Source organism: Nocardia sp. NPDC060255, from assembly GCF_042727395.1.
Taxonomy (GTDB): Bacteria; Actinomycetota; Actinomycetes; order Mycobacteriales; family Mycobacteriaceae; genus Nocardia.
Genome location: NZ_JBHXAU010000001.1, coordinates 79,616 through 94,542, shown reverse-complemented (window position 1 = coordinate 94,542; position 14,927 = coordinate 79,616). Strand labels below are relative to the sequence as shown.

General features: G+C 68.5%; 12 protein-coding genes. 10 read left to right on the top strand and 2 right to left on the bottom strand.

Annotated features, from left to right (window positions below; all coding sequences use genetic code 11):
* Window positions 1-145 precede the first annotated feature (145 nt).
* The 9 genes from ACFWF1_RS00455 (at window position 146) to ACFWF1_RS00415 (ending at window position 11,144) form a co-directional block, all read left to right on the top strand.
* A complete protein-coding gene (locus ACFWF1_RS00455) occupies window positions 146-1,861 on the top strand; it encodes an acyclic terpene utilization AtuA family protein (RefSeq protein ID WP_379284256.1) in 1,716 nt (571 codons plus the stop codon).
* Window positions 1,858-3,012 (top strand): acyl-CoA dehydrogenase family protein, encoded by a 1,155-nt coding sequence (locus ACFWF1_RS00450; RefSeq protein WP_379284257.1) that lies wholly within the window; start codon window positions 1,858-1,860, stop codon window positions 3,010-3,012. Before ACFWF1_RS00455 ends, ACFWF1_RS00450 begins: the two co-directional genes overlap by 4 nt.
* On the top strand, window positions 3,009-4,607 hold the full coding sequence (locus ACFWF1_RS00445) for a carboxyl transferase domain-containing protein (RefSeq protein ID WP_357385033.1): 1,599 nt from the start codon (window positions 3,009-3,011) through the stop codon (window positions 4,605-4,607). The genes ACFWF1_RS00450 and ACFWF1_RS00445 overlap by 4 nt, the downstream gene beginning before the upstream one ends.
* Before the next feature lie 8 nt (window positions 4,608-4,615).
* On the top strand, window positions 4,616-6,622 hold the full coding sequence (locus ACFWF1_RS00440; RefSeq protein ID WP_379284258.1) for an acetyl/propionyl/methylcrotonyl-CoA carboxylase subunit alpha: 2,007 nt from the start codon (window positions 4,616-4,618) through the stop codon (window positions 6,620-6,622).
* Window positions 6,619-7,779 (top strand): acyl-CoA dehydrogenase family protein, encoded by a 1,161-nt coding sequence (locus ACFWF1_RS00435; RefSeq protein ID WP_379284259.1) that lies wholly within the window; start codon window positions 6,619-6,621, stop codon window positions 7,777-7,779. Before ACFWF1_RS00440 ends, ACFWF1_RS00435 begins: the two co-directional genes overlap by 4 nt.
* 11 nt (window positions 7,780-7,790) lie before the next feature.
* On the top strand, window positions 7,791-8,573 hold the full coding sequence (locus ACFWF1_RS00430; protein ID WP_379284260.1) for an enoyl-CoA hydratase family protein: 783 nt from the start codon (window positions 7,791-7,793) through the stop codon (window positions 8,571-8,573).
* Between the two features lie 4 nt (window positions 8,574-8,577).
* Window positions 8,578-9,192, top strand: a complete 615-nt coding sequence (locus tag ACFWF1_RS00425) for a TetR/AcrR family transcriptional regulator (protein WP_379284262.1) — start codon at window positions 8,578-8,580, stop codon at window positions 9,190-9,192.
* A 186-nt stretch (window positions 9,193-9,378) separates the two neighbouring features.
* Window positions 9,379-10,257, top strand: a complete 879-nt coding sequence (locus ACFWF1_RS00420; protein ID WP_379284263.1) for a phosphotransferase family protein — start codon at window positions 9,379-9,381, stop codon at window positions 10,255-10,257.
* 104 nt (window positions 10,258-10,361) lie between these two features.
* Window positions 10,362-11,144 (top strand): SDR family oxidoreductase, encoded by a 783-nt coding sequence (locus ACFWF1_RS00415; protein ID WP_379284264.1) that lies wholly within the window; start codon window positions 10,362-10,364, stop codon window positions 11,142-11,144.
* Between the two features lie 60 nt (window positions 11,145-11,204).
* Here ACFWF1_RS00415 and ACFWF1_RS00410 read toward each other — a convergent pair whose 3' ends face one another.
* Both ACFWF1_RS00410 and ACFWF1_RS00405 read right to left on the bottom strand, forming a co-directional pair.
* Window positions 11,205-13,259 (bottom strand): glycosyltransferase family 39 protein, encoded by a 2,055-nt coding sequence (locus ACFWF1_RS00410; RefSeq protein WP_379284265.1) that lies wholly within the window; start codon window positions 13,257-13,259, stop codon window positions 11,205-11,207.
* The gene (locus ACFWF1_RS00405; RefSeq protein ID WP_379284266.1) at window positions 13,256-14,566 is read right to left on the bottom strand and encodes a glycosyltransferase; all 1,311 of its coding nucleotides are present in this window, start codon (window positions 14,564-14,566) and stop codon (window positions 13,256-13,258) included. Before ACFWF1_RS00405 ends, ACFWF1_RS00410 begins: the two co-directional genes overlap by 4 nt.
* A gap of 159 nt (window positions 14,567-14,725) precedes the next feature.
* Between ACFWF1_RS00405 and ACFWF1_RS00400 the strand changes: the two genes are divergently transcribed.
* Window positions 14,726-14,851, top strand: a complete 126-nt coding sequence (locus tag ACFWF1_RS00400; protein ID WP_379284267.1) for a hypothetical protein — start codon at window positions 14,726-14,728, stop codon at window positions 14,849-14,851.
* Window positions 14,852-14,927 lie beyond the last annotated feature (76 nt).

The following is a 14,927-nucleotide window of genomic DNA, read 5'->3' as shown; positions in this document are numbered from 1 at the left end:
TGATCTGACCCACTCGCGATTAACAAGCACGCATGCTTGCTTTTTTCTGGCGACGGTGTGATGCTGGTCCTCGGAACGCGGACTTCACGGGTGCGGCACGCGGCTGTGCCATGACGGTTCGCCGTTACAGGAGGCATTCCCGCTGATGAGTGTGCTGGCCGCCAACCCGGACGTGCTCCGGATCGGCAACTGTTCCGGTTTCTACGGTGATCGACTGAGCGCCATGCGCGAGATGCTCGAAGGCGGGCAGCTCGACGTGCTCACCGGTGACTATCTCGCCGAGCTCACCATGCTGATCCTCGGCCGCGACCGGATGAAGGATCCGAGCCTCGGCTACGCCAAGACCTTCGTGAAGCAGATCGAGGACTGCCTCGGGCTCGCGCTGGAACGCAACGTGCAGATCGTCACGAACGCGGGCGGTCTCAATCCCGCCGGTTTGGCCGAGCGCCTGCGCAAGGTGGCCGCCGATCTCGGCCTCGACGCGAAGATCGCGCACGTCGAAGGCGACGACTTGGTCGCGCGCGCAGGCGAACTCGGCCTCGGCGCCCCGCTCACCGCGAACGCCTACCTCGGCGCCTGGGGCATCGTCGAATGCCTGAACGCGGGCGCGGACATCGTGGTCACCGGCCGGGTCACCGACGCGTCGGTGATCGTCGGCCCGGCCGCGGCCCACTTCGGCTGGGGCCGAACCGATTACGACGAGCTGGCGGGCGCGGTGGTGGCGGGGCACGTCATCGAATGCAGCACCCAGGCCACCGGCGGCAACTACGCGTTCTTCACCGAGCTGGCCGATCTCGGCAGGCCCGGCTTCCCGATCGCCGAAATCCGCAGGGACGGCAGCAGTGTCATCACCAAGCACGCGGGCACCGGCGGCGCGGTCACGGTGGACACCATCGAAGCTCAGCTCATGTACGAGATCCAGGGGGCGCGGTACGCCGGACCCGACGTGACCTCGCGGCTCGACTCCATCGCGCTCAGCGCGGACGGTCCCGATCGCGTGCTGATCAGCGGTGTCGTCGGCGAGGCGCCGCCCGCGCAGCTGAAGGTGTCGCTGAACACGCTCGGCGGCTTCCGCAACGAGATGGAGTTCATCCTCACCGGCCTCGACATCGAGGCGAAAGCCGCACTGGCGCAACGGCAGCTGGAATCGTGGCTGTCGGTGAAACCGGCCGAGCTGGACTGGACGCTCGCGCGGCTGGACCGGCCGGACGCCGACACCGAGGAGCAGGCCAGCGCGCTGCTGCGCTGCGTCGTACGCGACCCGGACCCGAACAAGGTCGGCCGCGCGTTCTCCAGCGTGGCCGTCGAACTGGCGCTGGCCAGTTACCCGGGGTGCAGCTTTACGACGATGCCCGGCAACGGTTCTCCCTACGGGGTGTACTCGCCGGGGTTCGTCGATGCCACCGAGGTGCCGCACGTCGCGGTGCTGCCGGACGGGTCCCGCGTCGATATCGCGCCGTCCTCGGACACGCTGGCGCTGGCCGAGGTCGCCGAGCCCGCGCTGCCGGAGCCGTTGCCCGCCGGGGAAACTCGCCGCGTCCCGCTCGGCACCATCGCCCTGGCGCGCAGCGGCGACAAGGGCGGCAACGCCAATATCGGCGTCTGGGTGCGTACCGACGCGCAATGGCGCTGGCTCGCCACCACCCTCACCGTCGAACGCGTCAAAGAGCTACTGCCCGAGACCGCTTCGCTTACGGTCACCAGACATGTACTGCCCAACCTGCGGGCGGTGAACTTCATCATCGAAGGATTACTCGGTCAGGGGGTCGCCTATCAGGCTCGATTCGACCCCCAGGCCAAGGGGCTCGGCGAATGGCTGCGGTCCCGTCATCTCGACGTCCCATTGGAGCTGTTGCCATGAGTGTAAGTCCCTGGAATTCCCCTGAGCGTCGCGAATTACGTTCTACCGTAAGGGGTTTCGCAGAGCGGGAGGTCCTGCCCTACATGGACGAGTGGGAGCGTGACGGCGAGATCCCGCGCGAGCTGCACAAGAAGGCCGGGGCACTCGGCCTGCTCGGGATCCAATTCCCGGAAGCTGTAGGCGGTTCCGGTGGTGACGGCATCGACGCGATGATCGTCTGCGAGGAACTGCACCAGGCCGGTGCCTCCGGTGGCCTGTTCGCGTCGCTGTTCACCTGCGGCATCGCGGTGCCGCACATGATCGCCTCCGGCGACGCCGAGCACATCGAGCGTTGGGTACGACCGACTTTGGCGGGCGAGAAGATCGGCTCGCTCGCCATCACCGAGCCGGGCGGCGGCTCCGACGTCGGCCACCTCACCACCACCGCTCGCCGCGACGGCGACCACTACATCGTCAACGGCGCCAAGACCTTCATCACCTCCGCCTGCCGCGCCGACTACGTGGTCACCGCGGTGCGCACGGGCGGCCCTGGCTCCGGCGGGATTTCGCTGCTCGTGGTGGAGAAGGGCACACCGGGCTTCACGGTCAGCCGCAAGCTGGACAAGATGGGCTGGCGTGCCTCCGATACCGCCGAGCTGTCCTACGTGGACGTGCGGGTGCCCGCGGCGAACCTGGTCGGCCCGGAGAACTCCGGTTTCTTCCAGATCGCGGGCGCGTTCGTCAGCGAGCGCGTCGGCCTTGCGGTGCAGGCGTATTCGAGCGCGCAACGCTGCCTCGACCTCACCCTGGACTGGGTGCGCAGCCGGGAAACCTTCGGCCGCCCGCTGATCAGCAGGCAGGCCGTGCAGAACACGGTCACCGAGATGGCCCGGCGCATCGACGTCGCCCGCGTCTACACCCGGGATGTGGCCCAGCGCAGCGCGAACGGCGAGACCGACCTGATCGCCGAGGTGTGCTTCGCCAAGAACACCGCCGTCGAAGCCGGTGAATGGGTGGCCAACCAGGCCGTCCAGCTGTTCGGCGGCCTCGGCTACATGCGCGAATCCGAAGTGGAACGCCAATACCGCGATATGCGCATCCTCGGCATCGGCGGCGGCACCACCGAAATCCTCACCGGCCTCGCCGCGAAACGATTGGGGTACCAGTCTTGACGACACTACGCAGCACCCTGGACACCGCCTCGCCGGAGTACGCCGCGGCGGCGGAAGCCATGACGGCCAAGCTCACCGAGGTCGAGGGCGAGTTCGCCAAGGCGATCGACGGCGGCGGACCGGACAAGCTGGCCCGGCATCGCAAGCGCGGCAAGATGACCGCACGGGAGCGGGTCGAGCTGCTCATCGACGAGGACTCGCCGTTCCTGGAGCTGTGCCCGCTGGCGGGCTGGGGCAGCGAATTCCACGTCGGCGCAAGCACTATCGCGGGCATCGGCGTCGTCGAGGGCGTCGAGTGCATGATCGTCGCGCCCGATCCGACCGTGCGCGGCGGCACCTCGAACCCGTGGACGCTGCGAAAGACGCTGCGCATCAACGACATCGTCCGGGAGAATCGGCTGCCGGTGATCTCGCTGGTCGAGTCCGGCGGCGCGGATCTGCCGACGCAGAAGGAAGTCTTCGTCCCCGGCGGGCGCATGTTCCGCGACCTCACCCAGGCCTCGGCGGCGGGCATCCCGACCATCGCGCTCGTCTTCGGTAACTCCACCGCGGGCGGCGCCTACATCCCGGGCATGTCCGACCACGTGGTGATGATCAAGGAGCGCTCCAAGGTGTTCCTCGGCGGCCCGCCGCTGGTCAAGATGGCCACCGGCGAGGAGTCCGACGACGAATCGCTCGGCGGCGCCGACATGCACGCCCGCGTCTCCGGCCTGGCCGACTACTACGCGCTCGACGAGCAGGACGCGATCCGCATCGGCCGCTCCATCGTCCGGCGGCTCAACTGGCGCAAGCAGGGCCCCGCCCCGCGCGCCGAGGTGATCGAGCCGCTGTACGACCCGGAAGACCTGCTCGGCATCGTCCCCAACGACCTGAAGATCCCGTTCGATCCGCGCGAGGTGATCGCGCGCATCGTCGACGGTTCCGACTTCGACGAGTTCAAGCCGCTCTACGGCGGCAGCCTGGTCACCGGATGGGCTGAGCTGCACGGGTATCCGATCGGCATCCTGGCCAACGCGCGCGGCGTGCTGTTCTCCGAGGAATCGCAGAAGGCCACCCAGTTCATCCAGCTGGCCAACAAGACCAACACGCCATTGCTGTTCCTGCACAACACCACCGGCTACATGGTCGGCAAAGAATACGAGCAGCGCGGCATCATCAAGCACGGCGCGATGATGATCAACGCGGTCTCCAACTCGAAGGTGCCGCACATCTCGGTGCTGATGGGCGCCTCGTACGGCGCCGGGCATTACGGCATGTGTGGTCGCGCCTTCGACCCGCGCTTCGTCTACGCCTGGCCCAGCGCGAAATCCGCCGTGATGGGCGGCGCGCAGCTGGCCGGTGTCATCTCGATCGTCGGTCGCGCGGCGGCCGAGGCCAAGGGCATGCCGTTCAACGAGGAGGCCGACGCCGGCATGCGCGCCATGATCGAGGCGCAGATCGAGGCCGAGTCGCTGGCCATGTTCATGTCCGGGCGCCTGTTCGACGACGGCGTCATCGACCCGCGCGATACCCGCACCGTATTGGGAATGTCCTTGTCGGCCATTCACAATGCCCCGATCAAGGGCGCCGATGGCTTCGGCGTCTTCCGAATGTGAGGCCGGGGATGCACGTAACCAACGTTCTAGTCGCCAACCGTGGCGAGATTGCCCGCCGAGTATTCGCCACGTGTCGCCGGATGGGTATCGGCACCGTCGCGGTCTACTCCGACGCGGATGCCGCGGCCCCACACGTTGCCGAAGCCGATGCGGCGGTACTGCTTCCGGGCAACACGCCCGCGGAAACCTACCTCCGCAGCGAACTGATCATCGAGGCCGCACTGGCCGCCGGTGCGGACGCGATCCACCCCGGCTACGGATTCCTTTCCGAGAACGCCGATTTCGCCAAGGCGGTGCTCGCTGCCGGACTGGTGTGGATCGGCCCGCCGGTCGAGGCCATCGAGCAGATGGGCTCCAAGGTCGCCTCGAAGAAGATGATGGACGCCGCCGGTGTCCCAGTCCTCGCCGAGCTCGATCCGGCCGAGGTCACCGAGGCGCACCTGCCGGTGCTGATCAAGGCGTCCGCCGGTGGCGGCGGCCGCGGCATGCGCGTGGTGCGCGCCCTCGCCGAGCTCGAACCACAGATCGAGGGCGCGCGCCGCGAGGCCGAGTCCGCGTTCGGTGATCCGACGGTGTTCTGCGAGCGGTACCTGGAGACCGGTCGGCACATCGAAGTGCAGGTCATGGCCGATACGCACGGCACCATCTGGGCCGTCGGCGAGCGCGAATGTTCCATCCAGCGCAGGCATCAGAAGGTCATCGAGGAGGCGCCGTCGCCACTCGTCGAACGCACCGGCGGGATGCGCGAGCGACTCTTCGAGGCGGCCAGGCTCGCCTCGGGCGCGATCGGCTACACCGGCGCTGGCACGGTGGAGTTCCTCGCCGACGAGCGCGGTGACTTCTTCTTCCTGGAGATGAACACCCGTCTCCAGGTGGAACATCCGGTCACCGAATGCACCACCGGGCTGGATCTTGTTCGCCTGCAACTCGAGGTGGCCTCGGGCGCCGCGCTGCCCGCCGAACCACCGGCATTGCGCGGACATTCGATCGAGGTCCGGCTCTACGCCGAAGACCCGGCGCACGACTGGCAGCCGCAGAGCGGCACGGTTCACCACATCGACATCCCCTCGGTGGTCACGGAATTCGATCTGCTCGACCGGCCCGGCGTACGGCTGGACACCGGCGTGGTGGACGGTTCGGTCGTCGGCGTGCACTACGACCCGATGCTGGCCAAGGTCATCTCCTACGCCGAAACCCGCGACGAGGCAGCACGATTGCTCGCCAACGCGCTGCACCGGGCCAAGATTCACGGCTTGGTGACCAACCGCGACCTGCTCGTCCGAGTGCTGCGGCACCCCGCTTTCTTGGCGGGCGACACCGACACCGCGTTCTTCACCACCCACGGACTGGACACGCTGGCAGCGCCTTTGGTGTCCGAGGCCGATGAAGCGCTGTCCATCGTGGCCGCCGCACTGGCCGACGCCGCAGCCAACCGCGGCGCCGCCCGGGTCGGCGGCGGGCTGCCGAGCGGCTGGCGAAACCTGCCGTCCCAGTCGACGCACAAGCTGTTCGAGAGCCGCACCAGCGGTACACACGACATCGGCTACCGCTATACCCGCGGTGTCGTCTCGGTGGACGGTTACGACGGACTCGAACTCGTCGAAGCGACACCGGATCGCGTCGTCCTCGCCGTTCCTGGCGAAAGAGGCGCAGTCCGCAGGCATTTCGCCGTCGCCCGGTACGCCGACCTGGTGTGCGTGGACTCGCCGCTCGGGCCGGTCAGCGTGCGCAAACTGCCCCGCTTCACCGATCCCGCCGATCAGGTCGCCACCGGCTCGCTGCTCGCGCCCATGCCGGGCAGCGTGATCCGGCTCGGCGCGGAGGTCGGCAGCCATGTCGAACAGGGCCAGCCCATTCTGTGGTTGGAGGCGATGAAGATGGAGCACACCATCGCCGCGCCCGCCGCCGGTGTGCTCAGCGCCGTCAATGTCACCGTCGGCCAGCAGGTCGAAGTCGGTGCCGTCCTCGCCGTCGTCGATCCTGCCGACGGCACCGAAACCCAGGAGAACAAATGAGTTTCATCGAAACCGAAGAGCAGACCGCGCTACGGTCCGCGGTCGCCGCGCTGGCCGCGAAGTACAACTATCGCGACTACGTGCTGCCGAAGGCGCGCGCCAACGAGCCGCTCACCGAATTGTGGGACGAGGCAGGCAAACTCGGCTTCCTCGGGGTGAACCTGCCGGAGGAGTACGGCGGCGGCGGGGCGGGCCTGTACGAGCTGGCGCTGGTGATGGAGGAACTCTCCGCCCAGGGCGCGGGCCTGCTGCTGATGGTCGTTTCCCCGGCCATCTGCGGCACCATCATCACCAAGTACGGCACCGACGAGCAGAAGGCGCAGTGGCTGCCCAAGCTCGGCGACGGCTCCGCCAAGATGGTCTTCGGCATCACCGAGCCGGACGCGGGCTCCAACTCGCACCAGATCACCACCACCGCGCGCCGCGACGGCGACGACTGGATCCTCAACGGCCGCAAGATCTTCATCTCCGGCGTGGACCAGGCCGAGGCCGTGCTGATCGTGTCGCGCACCGAGGACCACAAGACCGGCAAGCTCAAGCCCGCCTTGTTCATCGTGCCGACCGATGCCGAGGGCTTCCACAAGACGCCCCAGGAAATGGACATCATCGAGCCGGACCATCAGTTCACGCTGTTCCTCGACGACGTACGCCTGCCTGCGAACGCCCTGGTCGGCAAGGAGGACGCCGCGCTGATGCAGCTGTTCGCCGGCCTCAACCCGGAGCGGGTGATGGGTGCCGCGATGGCCATCGGCCTCGGCCGCTACGCCATCGACCGCGCGGTGGAGTACGCCAAGGAACGCACCGTCTGGAAGACGCCGATCGGTGCGCACCAAGGCATTTCGCATCCGCTGGCCCAGGTGAAGATCGAGCTGGAGCTGGCCAAGCTGATGATGCGCAAGGCCGCCACGCTGTACGACTCCGGCGACGAGATGGGTGCCGCCGAGGCCGCCAACATGGCGAAATACGCTGCGGCGGAGGCGAGTATCAAGGCGCTCGATCAGGCCATCCAGACGCACGGTGGCGCGGGCCTCACCAAGGAGTACGGCCTGGCCGCCATGCTGGCCGCGGCGCGGATCGGCCGCATCGCCCCGGTCAGCCGCGAAATGGTGCTGAACTTCGTCGCCCAGTACTCACTGGGCCTGCCCAAGTCCTACTAGAGAGGCTGTCGATGACCGACACCGTGACGGGTCCGTTCGTCCGCTACGACGTCGCGGACGGTTTCGCGACGCTCACGCTCGACTCGCCGCACAACCGGAACGCGTTGTCGGCCAAGCTCGTCGCCGAACTTCTCCGGGGACTCGACGACGCGGCGGCCGACGACGCCGTGCGGGGAATCGTGCTCGCGCACACCGGCAACACCTTCTGCGCGGGCGCCGACCTCAGCGAGGCGAGCAACGCCGATCCCGCGGTGGCGGCCGACGACCGCACCCGCACCATGATCGGCGTGCTGCGCCGCCTGCTCGCCACCCCGAAGCCGGTGATCGCGCAGATCGACGGCAACGTGCGGGCGGGCGGCATGGGCATCGTCGCGGCCTGCGATATCGCCGTGGCGGGCCCGACGAGCAGCTTCGCCCTCACCGAGGTGCGAATCGGGTTGGCCCCGTTCATGATTTCGCTCACCCTGCTGCCGCGCCTCACCTCGCGCGCGGCAGGCCGGTACTTCATGACGGGCGAGAAGTTCGATGCCGGCGTCGCCGAGCGGATCGGGTTGATCAGCACCAGCGCCGCCGACCCGGCGGCCGAGGTGGCCCGGCTACGCGCCGAGCTGCGCAAAGGCTCCCCGCAGGGGCTGGCCGAGAGCAAGCGACTGGTCAACGCGGCCATGCTCGCCGAGTTCGACGTCTCGGCCGAGGCACTGGCCGAGCGCTCGGCGAGCTTCTTCGGCACCGCCGAGGTGCACGAGGGCATGGCGGCCTTCCTGCAGCGTCGCGCGCCGAGCTGGGCAGAATAACCCTATGGCCACACCCCACGAACCCAAGCAGGACCGCAGCCGAGCCACCCGGCAGCGCCTGCTGGAGGCGACCATCGACTGCCTGGCCGAAACCGGCTGGGCGGCAGCGACGGTCGCGGTCGTCGCCGAACGGGCCGGGGTGTCCAGGGGCGCGGCGCAGCATCACTTCCCGACCAGGGAAGAGTTGATCACCGCCGCGCTCGAGTACATGTTCGACAGCCGGACCCAGCAGTCCAAGGACGAGGCGATCGCGGTCGCCACCTTGGCCGACGGGCTCGGCCGCACCGAGGCCGTGGTGGCAGGCCTGGTCGAGTCCTACACCAGTCCGCTGTTCAAGGCGGCGCTGCAGGTATGGACGCACGCCGCCGCGGATCCGGCGCTGCGGGAACGAATTGTCCCCCTGGAAGCCAAGTTCGGCCGGATCTCGCACCGGCGCGCGGTGGCGGCACTCGGCGTCGACGACGCCGACCCGGTCACCCACCACCTCGTGCAGGCCACCCTCGACCTGGCGCGCGGACTCGGCCTGGCCGACGTGCTCACCGACGACTCGGCCCGCCGCAAGCAGATCGTCCAGCAGTGGGCGGCCACCCTGCACGCGGCGCTGAACGCGCCACGCTGAGTGGTTTCCGGCGCGCGGTCTTCCGGTCCGGATCAGTGATCTTTCTCCGCATGAGCGGCCGATGCCGCGGTATCGATGCCCCGACCGGGGCGAATGATCGCGCCCGCGGCCGACCCCGCGATCCCCGGTCCGCGCAGCAGCACGGATCGGCGCGCAACAGTCCGTACGTGCCTTAGGGTCTGCCGTATGGACCATGCGGAGTACGGCGGGCTCGAGCAGACCCTCGGCCAGCCGATTGCCGGTAGCGCGCCCGCCGAATGGGGTTTCCAGAACCGCACCGACCTGCTCACGCTCGCCGACGGCGACCGGATGGTGCTGCAGCGCTACCGCAATCCCGACGACGCCGAGCGCCGCCTACGGATCATGCACACCCTGCTGGAACCGGCCGCCAAGCGCGGCATCGCCATTCCGCGCATCCGCCGCTTCGACCTCGACGCAGACCCGGCCTGGATCGTCTTCGACGCGCTGCCCGGCGTCCCGATCCCGGCCAGCGCCGAAATCGGCTTCGCCAGCCCGCAGTTCCCGACCATCGCCCGCGAGATGGGCACCCTGCTCGCCGCTTTCCGCCGCCTGCCCACCGCGGGGCTGCAACTCGACGACCTGTGGGCCAGTCCCACCCGCCTGGTGGAGAGCGCGACCGCCTGGGCAGCCCGGCTCGACCTCGCCGCCGCGCAACGCGCCACCCTGGACCGAACCCTGAAATCCCTGCCCACCCTCTTCGCCGACCGCCCAACGGTTCTCGCGCACGGTGACTTCGCACCGGTCAACATCCTCACCGACGGCGAATCCATCACCGGCCTGCTCGATTTCGAGTCCGTCCGCCTCGCCGACCCGCTCTTCGATCCCGCCTGGTGGGCCTGGTCGGTCAGCTTCGCCGATCCCGGCATCCCGGCCTGGCCCGACTTCCTCGAGGGCGCGGGCTTCGACCCCGCCGATCCCGACCTGGCGCAGCGCATCGAAGCCCTGCAGATCCTGCGCATGCTCGAACTGCTCGCCGAAAAACCCGATCTCAGTTCCGTCGTCCGCGGCGTCGTGCACGAGCGCCTGCTGACCACGCTCCGCTGAGAACCTGATCTACCTGCGCTTTTGTCGTGATGTCACACTCGCCGCGGCTATCGCGTCCTCTCTGTGAACGCGGAACAACGCACTGACACAGAGGAGCAGGGACCATGACGACGACCAAGAAGATCGCGGTGGCCGGGGCGACCGGACGGCTCGGCAAGCACGTGGTGGACGTACTGACCGAGCAGGGCCACGAGGTGGTGGCGTTCTCCAGGAAGAACGGTGTGGACCTCGAGACCGGCGCGGGCCTGGTCGAGGCACTGGACGGCGTGCAGGTCGTCATCGACGCCTCCAGCACACCGTCCGCCGACAAGGACATTGCGACCGAATTCTTCACCGCCGCCGCCCGCAACCTGCACGAGGCGGGCCAGCGGGCCGGTGTCGAGCGCCTGGTCGTCGTCTCCATCATCGGTATCGACAACGCCACCGCCGGCTACAACGCCGCCAAGCTCGCGCACGAGCAGCGGGTCCTCGAAGGCCCGCTGCCCGTGCAGATTCTGCGCGCCGCCCAGTTCCACGAACTGGTCGAGGTAATGACTCAGTGGGGCACCCAGGGCGATGTCGCCTACGTCGCCAAGATGCGCACCCAACTCGTTGCCGCTCGCACCGTCGCCGAGGCCCTCGTCGACCTGGCCGTCAACCCGGCCCCCGCATCCACCGACGCTCCCTTCCCCGAAATCGCGGGCCCCCAACCGGAAACGATGGCAGGCGCCGCCACCCTCTTCGCCGACCGCACCGGCGGCCCCGCCCAAATCATCGAGTCCAGCGACCCCGACAACGCAGACCGCGAGGCCTTCGAGGACGGCACGCTCCTCCCCGGCCCGCACGCTACGCTCGCAGGCCCCACCTACGCCGAGTGGCTCGACGCCACCTACCCGGCCGCGAAATAGTCTCTGACACACAAAGATCCGCACCGCCGGTGAACCTCATGGCGGTGCGGATCTTTCGCGTCAGTGGGTGGTGAGGTCGTAGAGGGTGATGCCGTCTACCTCGGTGGCGGTGTAGTTCTCCTGCACCCACTGGGCGATCTGGGAGCTGGTGGAGGGGTTTGCCGAGTCGCGGCCGCGGCCGCCGCCTTCTCGGCCGCTGCCGATGTAGTAGTGGATCTTTCCTTGGGCCACATAGTCTTTGAATTGGTCGAGGGTGGGGGAGGGGTCGCTGCCGTTGAAGCCGCCGACGGGCATCACCGGGAGTTCGGTGGCCAGTTGGAAGCCTGCGGCGCTGTTCGAGCCGGTGGCGGCGGCGACCCAGGTGTAGTCGGTGCCGTGCTGCTCGAGCAGCGAAACCACCTTGTCGCTCGGCTTACTGGCGCCGAGCAGGCCGCCCATACCACCCATCGCGTCGGCTCCGTTGCCGGGCATGCCGCCTTGCGGACCCATGCCGGGTGGCTGGCCTGGCTGGCCGTTTCCAGGGCGTCCACCGTTGGGTGCGCGGCCGCCGGGATGTCCGTCGGCTTGGGGACCACCGGGACCACCCGGCATGCCGTTCATCCCCTCGGCCCACGGTGGCCGCTGGCCGAACATGCCGAACCGTCCGACATTCGGTCCCGCAGAGGGGATTGCGCCCGCGTGCGAGGTCGCGATGGTGTCGACGGCGTACGCGGTCGGCCCGGCCAATCCGGCGAACGCGATGGCCAGCGCGGAGACGATGGCCAACTTCTTCGGCGCGGGAACGAGCGCGGCGATCGTCGCGAGCACGCCGACCACCAGCACGGTCCACCGCAGCCACGGCATCCAATGAGCACTGCGGGACAACAACATCCACGCCGTCGCGGTAGTGAGGCCAACGGCTAGCGCCAGCATCAGTCGAACCCACAGCCGCCGGCGTTCCCGCCACAGCTGCACCGCACCGATCCCGACGAGCGCGGCGACCGCCGGGGCCAGCGCGATCGTGTAGTACTGGTGGAAGATCCCCGCCATGAAGCTGAAGGTCAATCCGGTCACCAACAGCCAACCGCCCCACATGATCAGCGAAGCACGTCGCCGATCGGTGCGGGCAGCCTTGCCGCGCAACAGGATTCCGGCCACCAGCGCGACCAGCGCGGCCGGGATCAGCCAGGCGATCTGACCGCCCTGCGCGGGCTCGAACATGCGGGTGATGCCGGTACTGCCCCACATGCCGTTGCCACCGGCGGGCAGATCACCACCGCCCGGCCCGACGCTGCCGCTCTCGTCGCCGGTGAGGCGGCCGAGCCCGTTGTAGCCCAGGGTGAGCTCGAGGATCGAATTGTTCTGTGACCCACCGATCCACGGCCGCGACGAGGCGGGCCACAGCTCAACGGCAAGCAGCCACCAGCCCGCGGCCAGCACCATGGCGGCCCCGGCGGCGAGCAGCTGCAGGACGCGCTTACCGAGCTTGGGCGGTCCCGCGATCAAGTAGGTCAGGGCCAGCGGCGGAACCACCAGCAGCACCTGTAATTGCTTGGTGAGGAAGCCGAATCCGAGGAACGCACCGGTGAGCACCAGCCATCGCCAGCGACCGTCTTCGACCGCCCGCGTCAGCGCCCAGGTCGCGGCGATCATCAGGAACACCAGCAGCGCGTCCGGATTGTTGAACCGGAACATCAGCACCGCAACGGGAGTCACCGCGAGCACCAGCCCGGCGAGCAGTCCGGCGGCGGGCCCGAACGTCCGGCGCACCGTCGCCCACAGCAGCGCCACGCTGGCGACACCGAGTAGCACCTCCGGCACCAGGATGCTCCAGCTGTTCAGCCCGAACGCCCGCACCGACAGCTCCATCAACCACAGCGAGGCGGGCGGCTTGTCCACGGTGATCGAGTTCGCCGCGTCCGAGGAGCCGAAGAAGAACGCCTTCCAGGACACCGAACCCGCCTGCACCGCAGCGGAATAGAACGAGTTGGCCCAACCGCTGGAGCTCAGATTGCACAGGTAGGCGATCCCGGTGCCGAGCAGCAGCACCGCCAAAGCCGGGTATTCCCACCGGGTTTTGCGTTCGGGTGCCGGAGCCGCCGGTGCCGCGGTGGGCGGCGCCAGTGTCGCGGTCATCGAGTACCGCCTTCGCCGCCGCGCGCCACCGCGGGGTCGGACTCGGGCGCGTCCGCATCGGGTTGCACGGAGAGCACCGTCCGCCGCGCCGGATTCGGGGTATTCCGGAAAACCCACCGCAACCCGACAAACCGCAGAATGGTGGCCAGCAGATTGGCCAGCACCAGCACGAACAACTCCAGATGCACCGGCGCGTCCGGCGCCCAGTGGTGCAGCGTGAACAGCGACCCGCTGGTCAACGCCAGCCCGATGCCGAAGATCACCAGCCCTTGGAACTGATGCGACACCGCGCCGGTCGCCCCGCGCACACCGAACGTGAACGCCCGGTTGGCCGCGGTATTGGCCACCGCGGTGACGAGCAGCGCCAGGAAATTGGCCACCTGCGCATCGGTAAACGATTGCAGCACAACGTAAAGCAGCAGATAGGCGAGGGTGCTGAGCACGCCGACAATCGCGAACCGGACCAACTGCCCGACCATCCCGAGCGGCACGCCGGGCACCAGCGGCTCGCGCCCGACCGCGCGGCGCAGCTCCTCCAGCGGCAGGGCGCCGGTGGCCAGCGCCCGCGTCAGCCGCCCGATGCCCTGCAGGTCCTTGCGTGCGGTGTCGACGATGTCGACGCGGCTGTCCGGATCGTCGATCCAGTCCACCGGCACCTCGTGGATGCGCAACCCGGCCCGCTCGGCGAGCACGAGCAGCTCGGTGTCGAAGAACCATTCCCCGTCGCGCACCAGCGGCAGCAACTTGCGCGCCACGTCGCTGCGCATCGCCTTGAACCCGCATTGTGCGTCCGAAAAGCGTGCCTGCAGTGAGGCTTTCAGCAACAGGTTGTAGCAGCGCGAGATGATCTCGCGCTTCGGCCCGCGCACGACGCGGGACGACGCACTGAGCCTGGTGCCGATCGCCAGGTCCGAATGCCCGGTGATCAGCGGTGCCACCAGCGGCAGCAGCGCGTTGAGGTCGGTCGACAGGTCGACGTCCATATAGGCGACCACCTGTGCGTCGGAGGCCTCCCACGCCGCACGCAGTGCCCGCCCTCGACCCTTGGCGTCCAGGTGCACCACCCGCACGCCGTCCAACTCGGCCGCGAGCAGCTCGGCCACCTGGAGGGTAGCGTCGGTGCTGGCGTTGTCGGCTACCGTGATCCGCGCCGGAAACGGGAACCCCTGGCGCAGATATGCGTGCAACCTGCGCACACACACGCCGAGGTCGGTCTCTTCGTTGTAGACGGGTATCACCACGTCCAGCACGGGTGAACCCGGTGTCTCGGCTAATTCCGCCGCCGCGACGGTCACAGTCTCGGTCATGACAACTACCCTCGACGGTCCGGTTGTCACGGAGCTGGGCCTCAGCTGTGAGGTTCCTGGGGGCACGGCTACCAGCGCGGATTGGTCCCGGCCTGCGCGGGCGTAGCGTACCGTCGGCGGTAGCGGGACCGTTCAGGTCCTCCGAGCAAAGGACCACGCTTGTCCGACAAGTCTCCGCGCAGCTCGATGTCGAAGAAGTCCGGGAAGTCTCTCAAGGAGAAGCGCACGGACAAGAAGCTGAAGTCCGCCCCAGAGCAGGGCATCGTCGATCCGAAAAAGCGCTGACCCACCGCTGAGCGAGGCGTATGGTCCCCTCGCTCAGCGGAGAGTTCCCCGGCAGGCTGACCCGGGCAAATCAGGC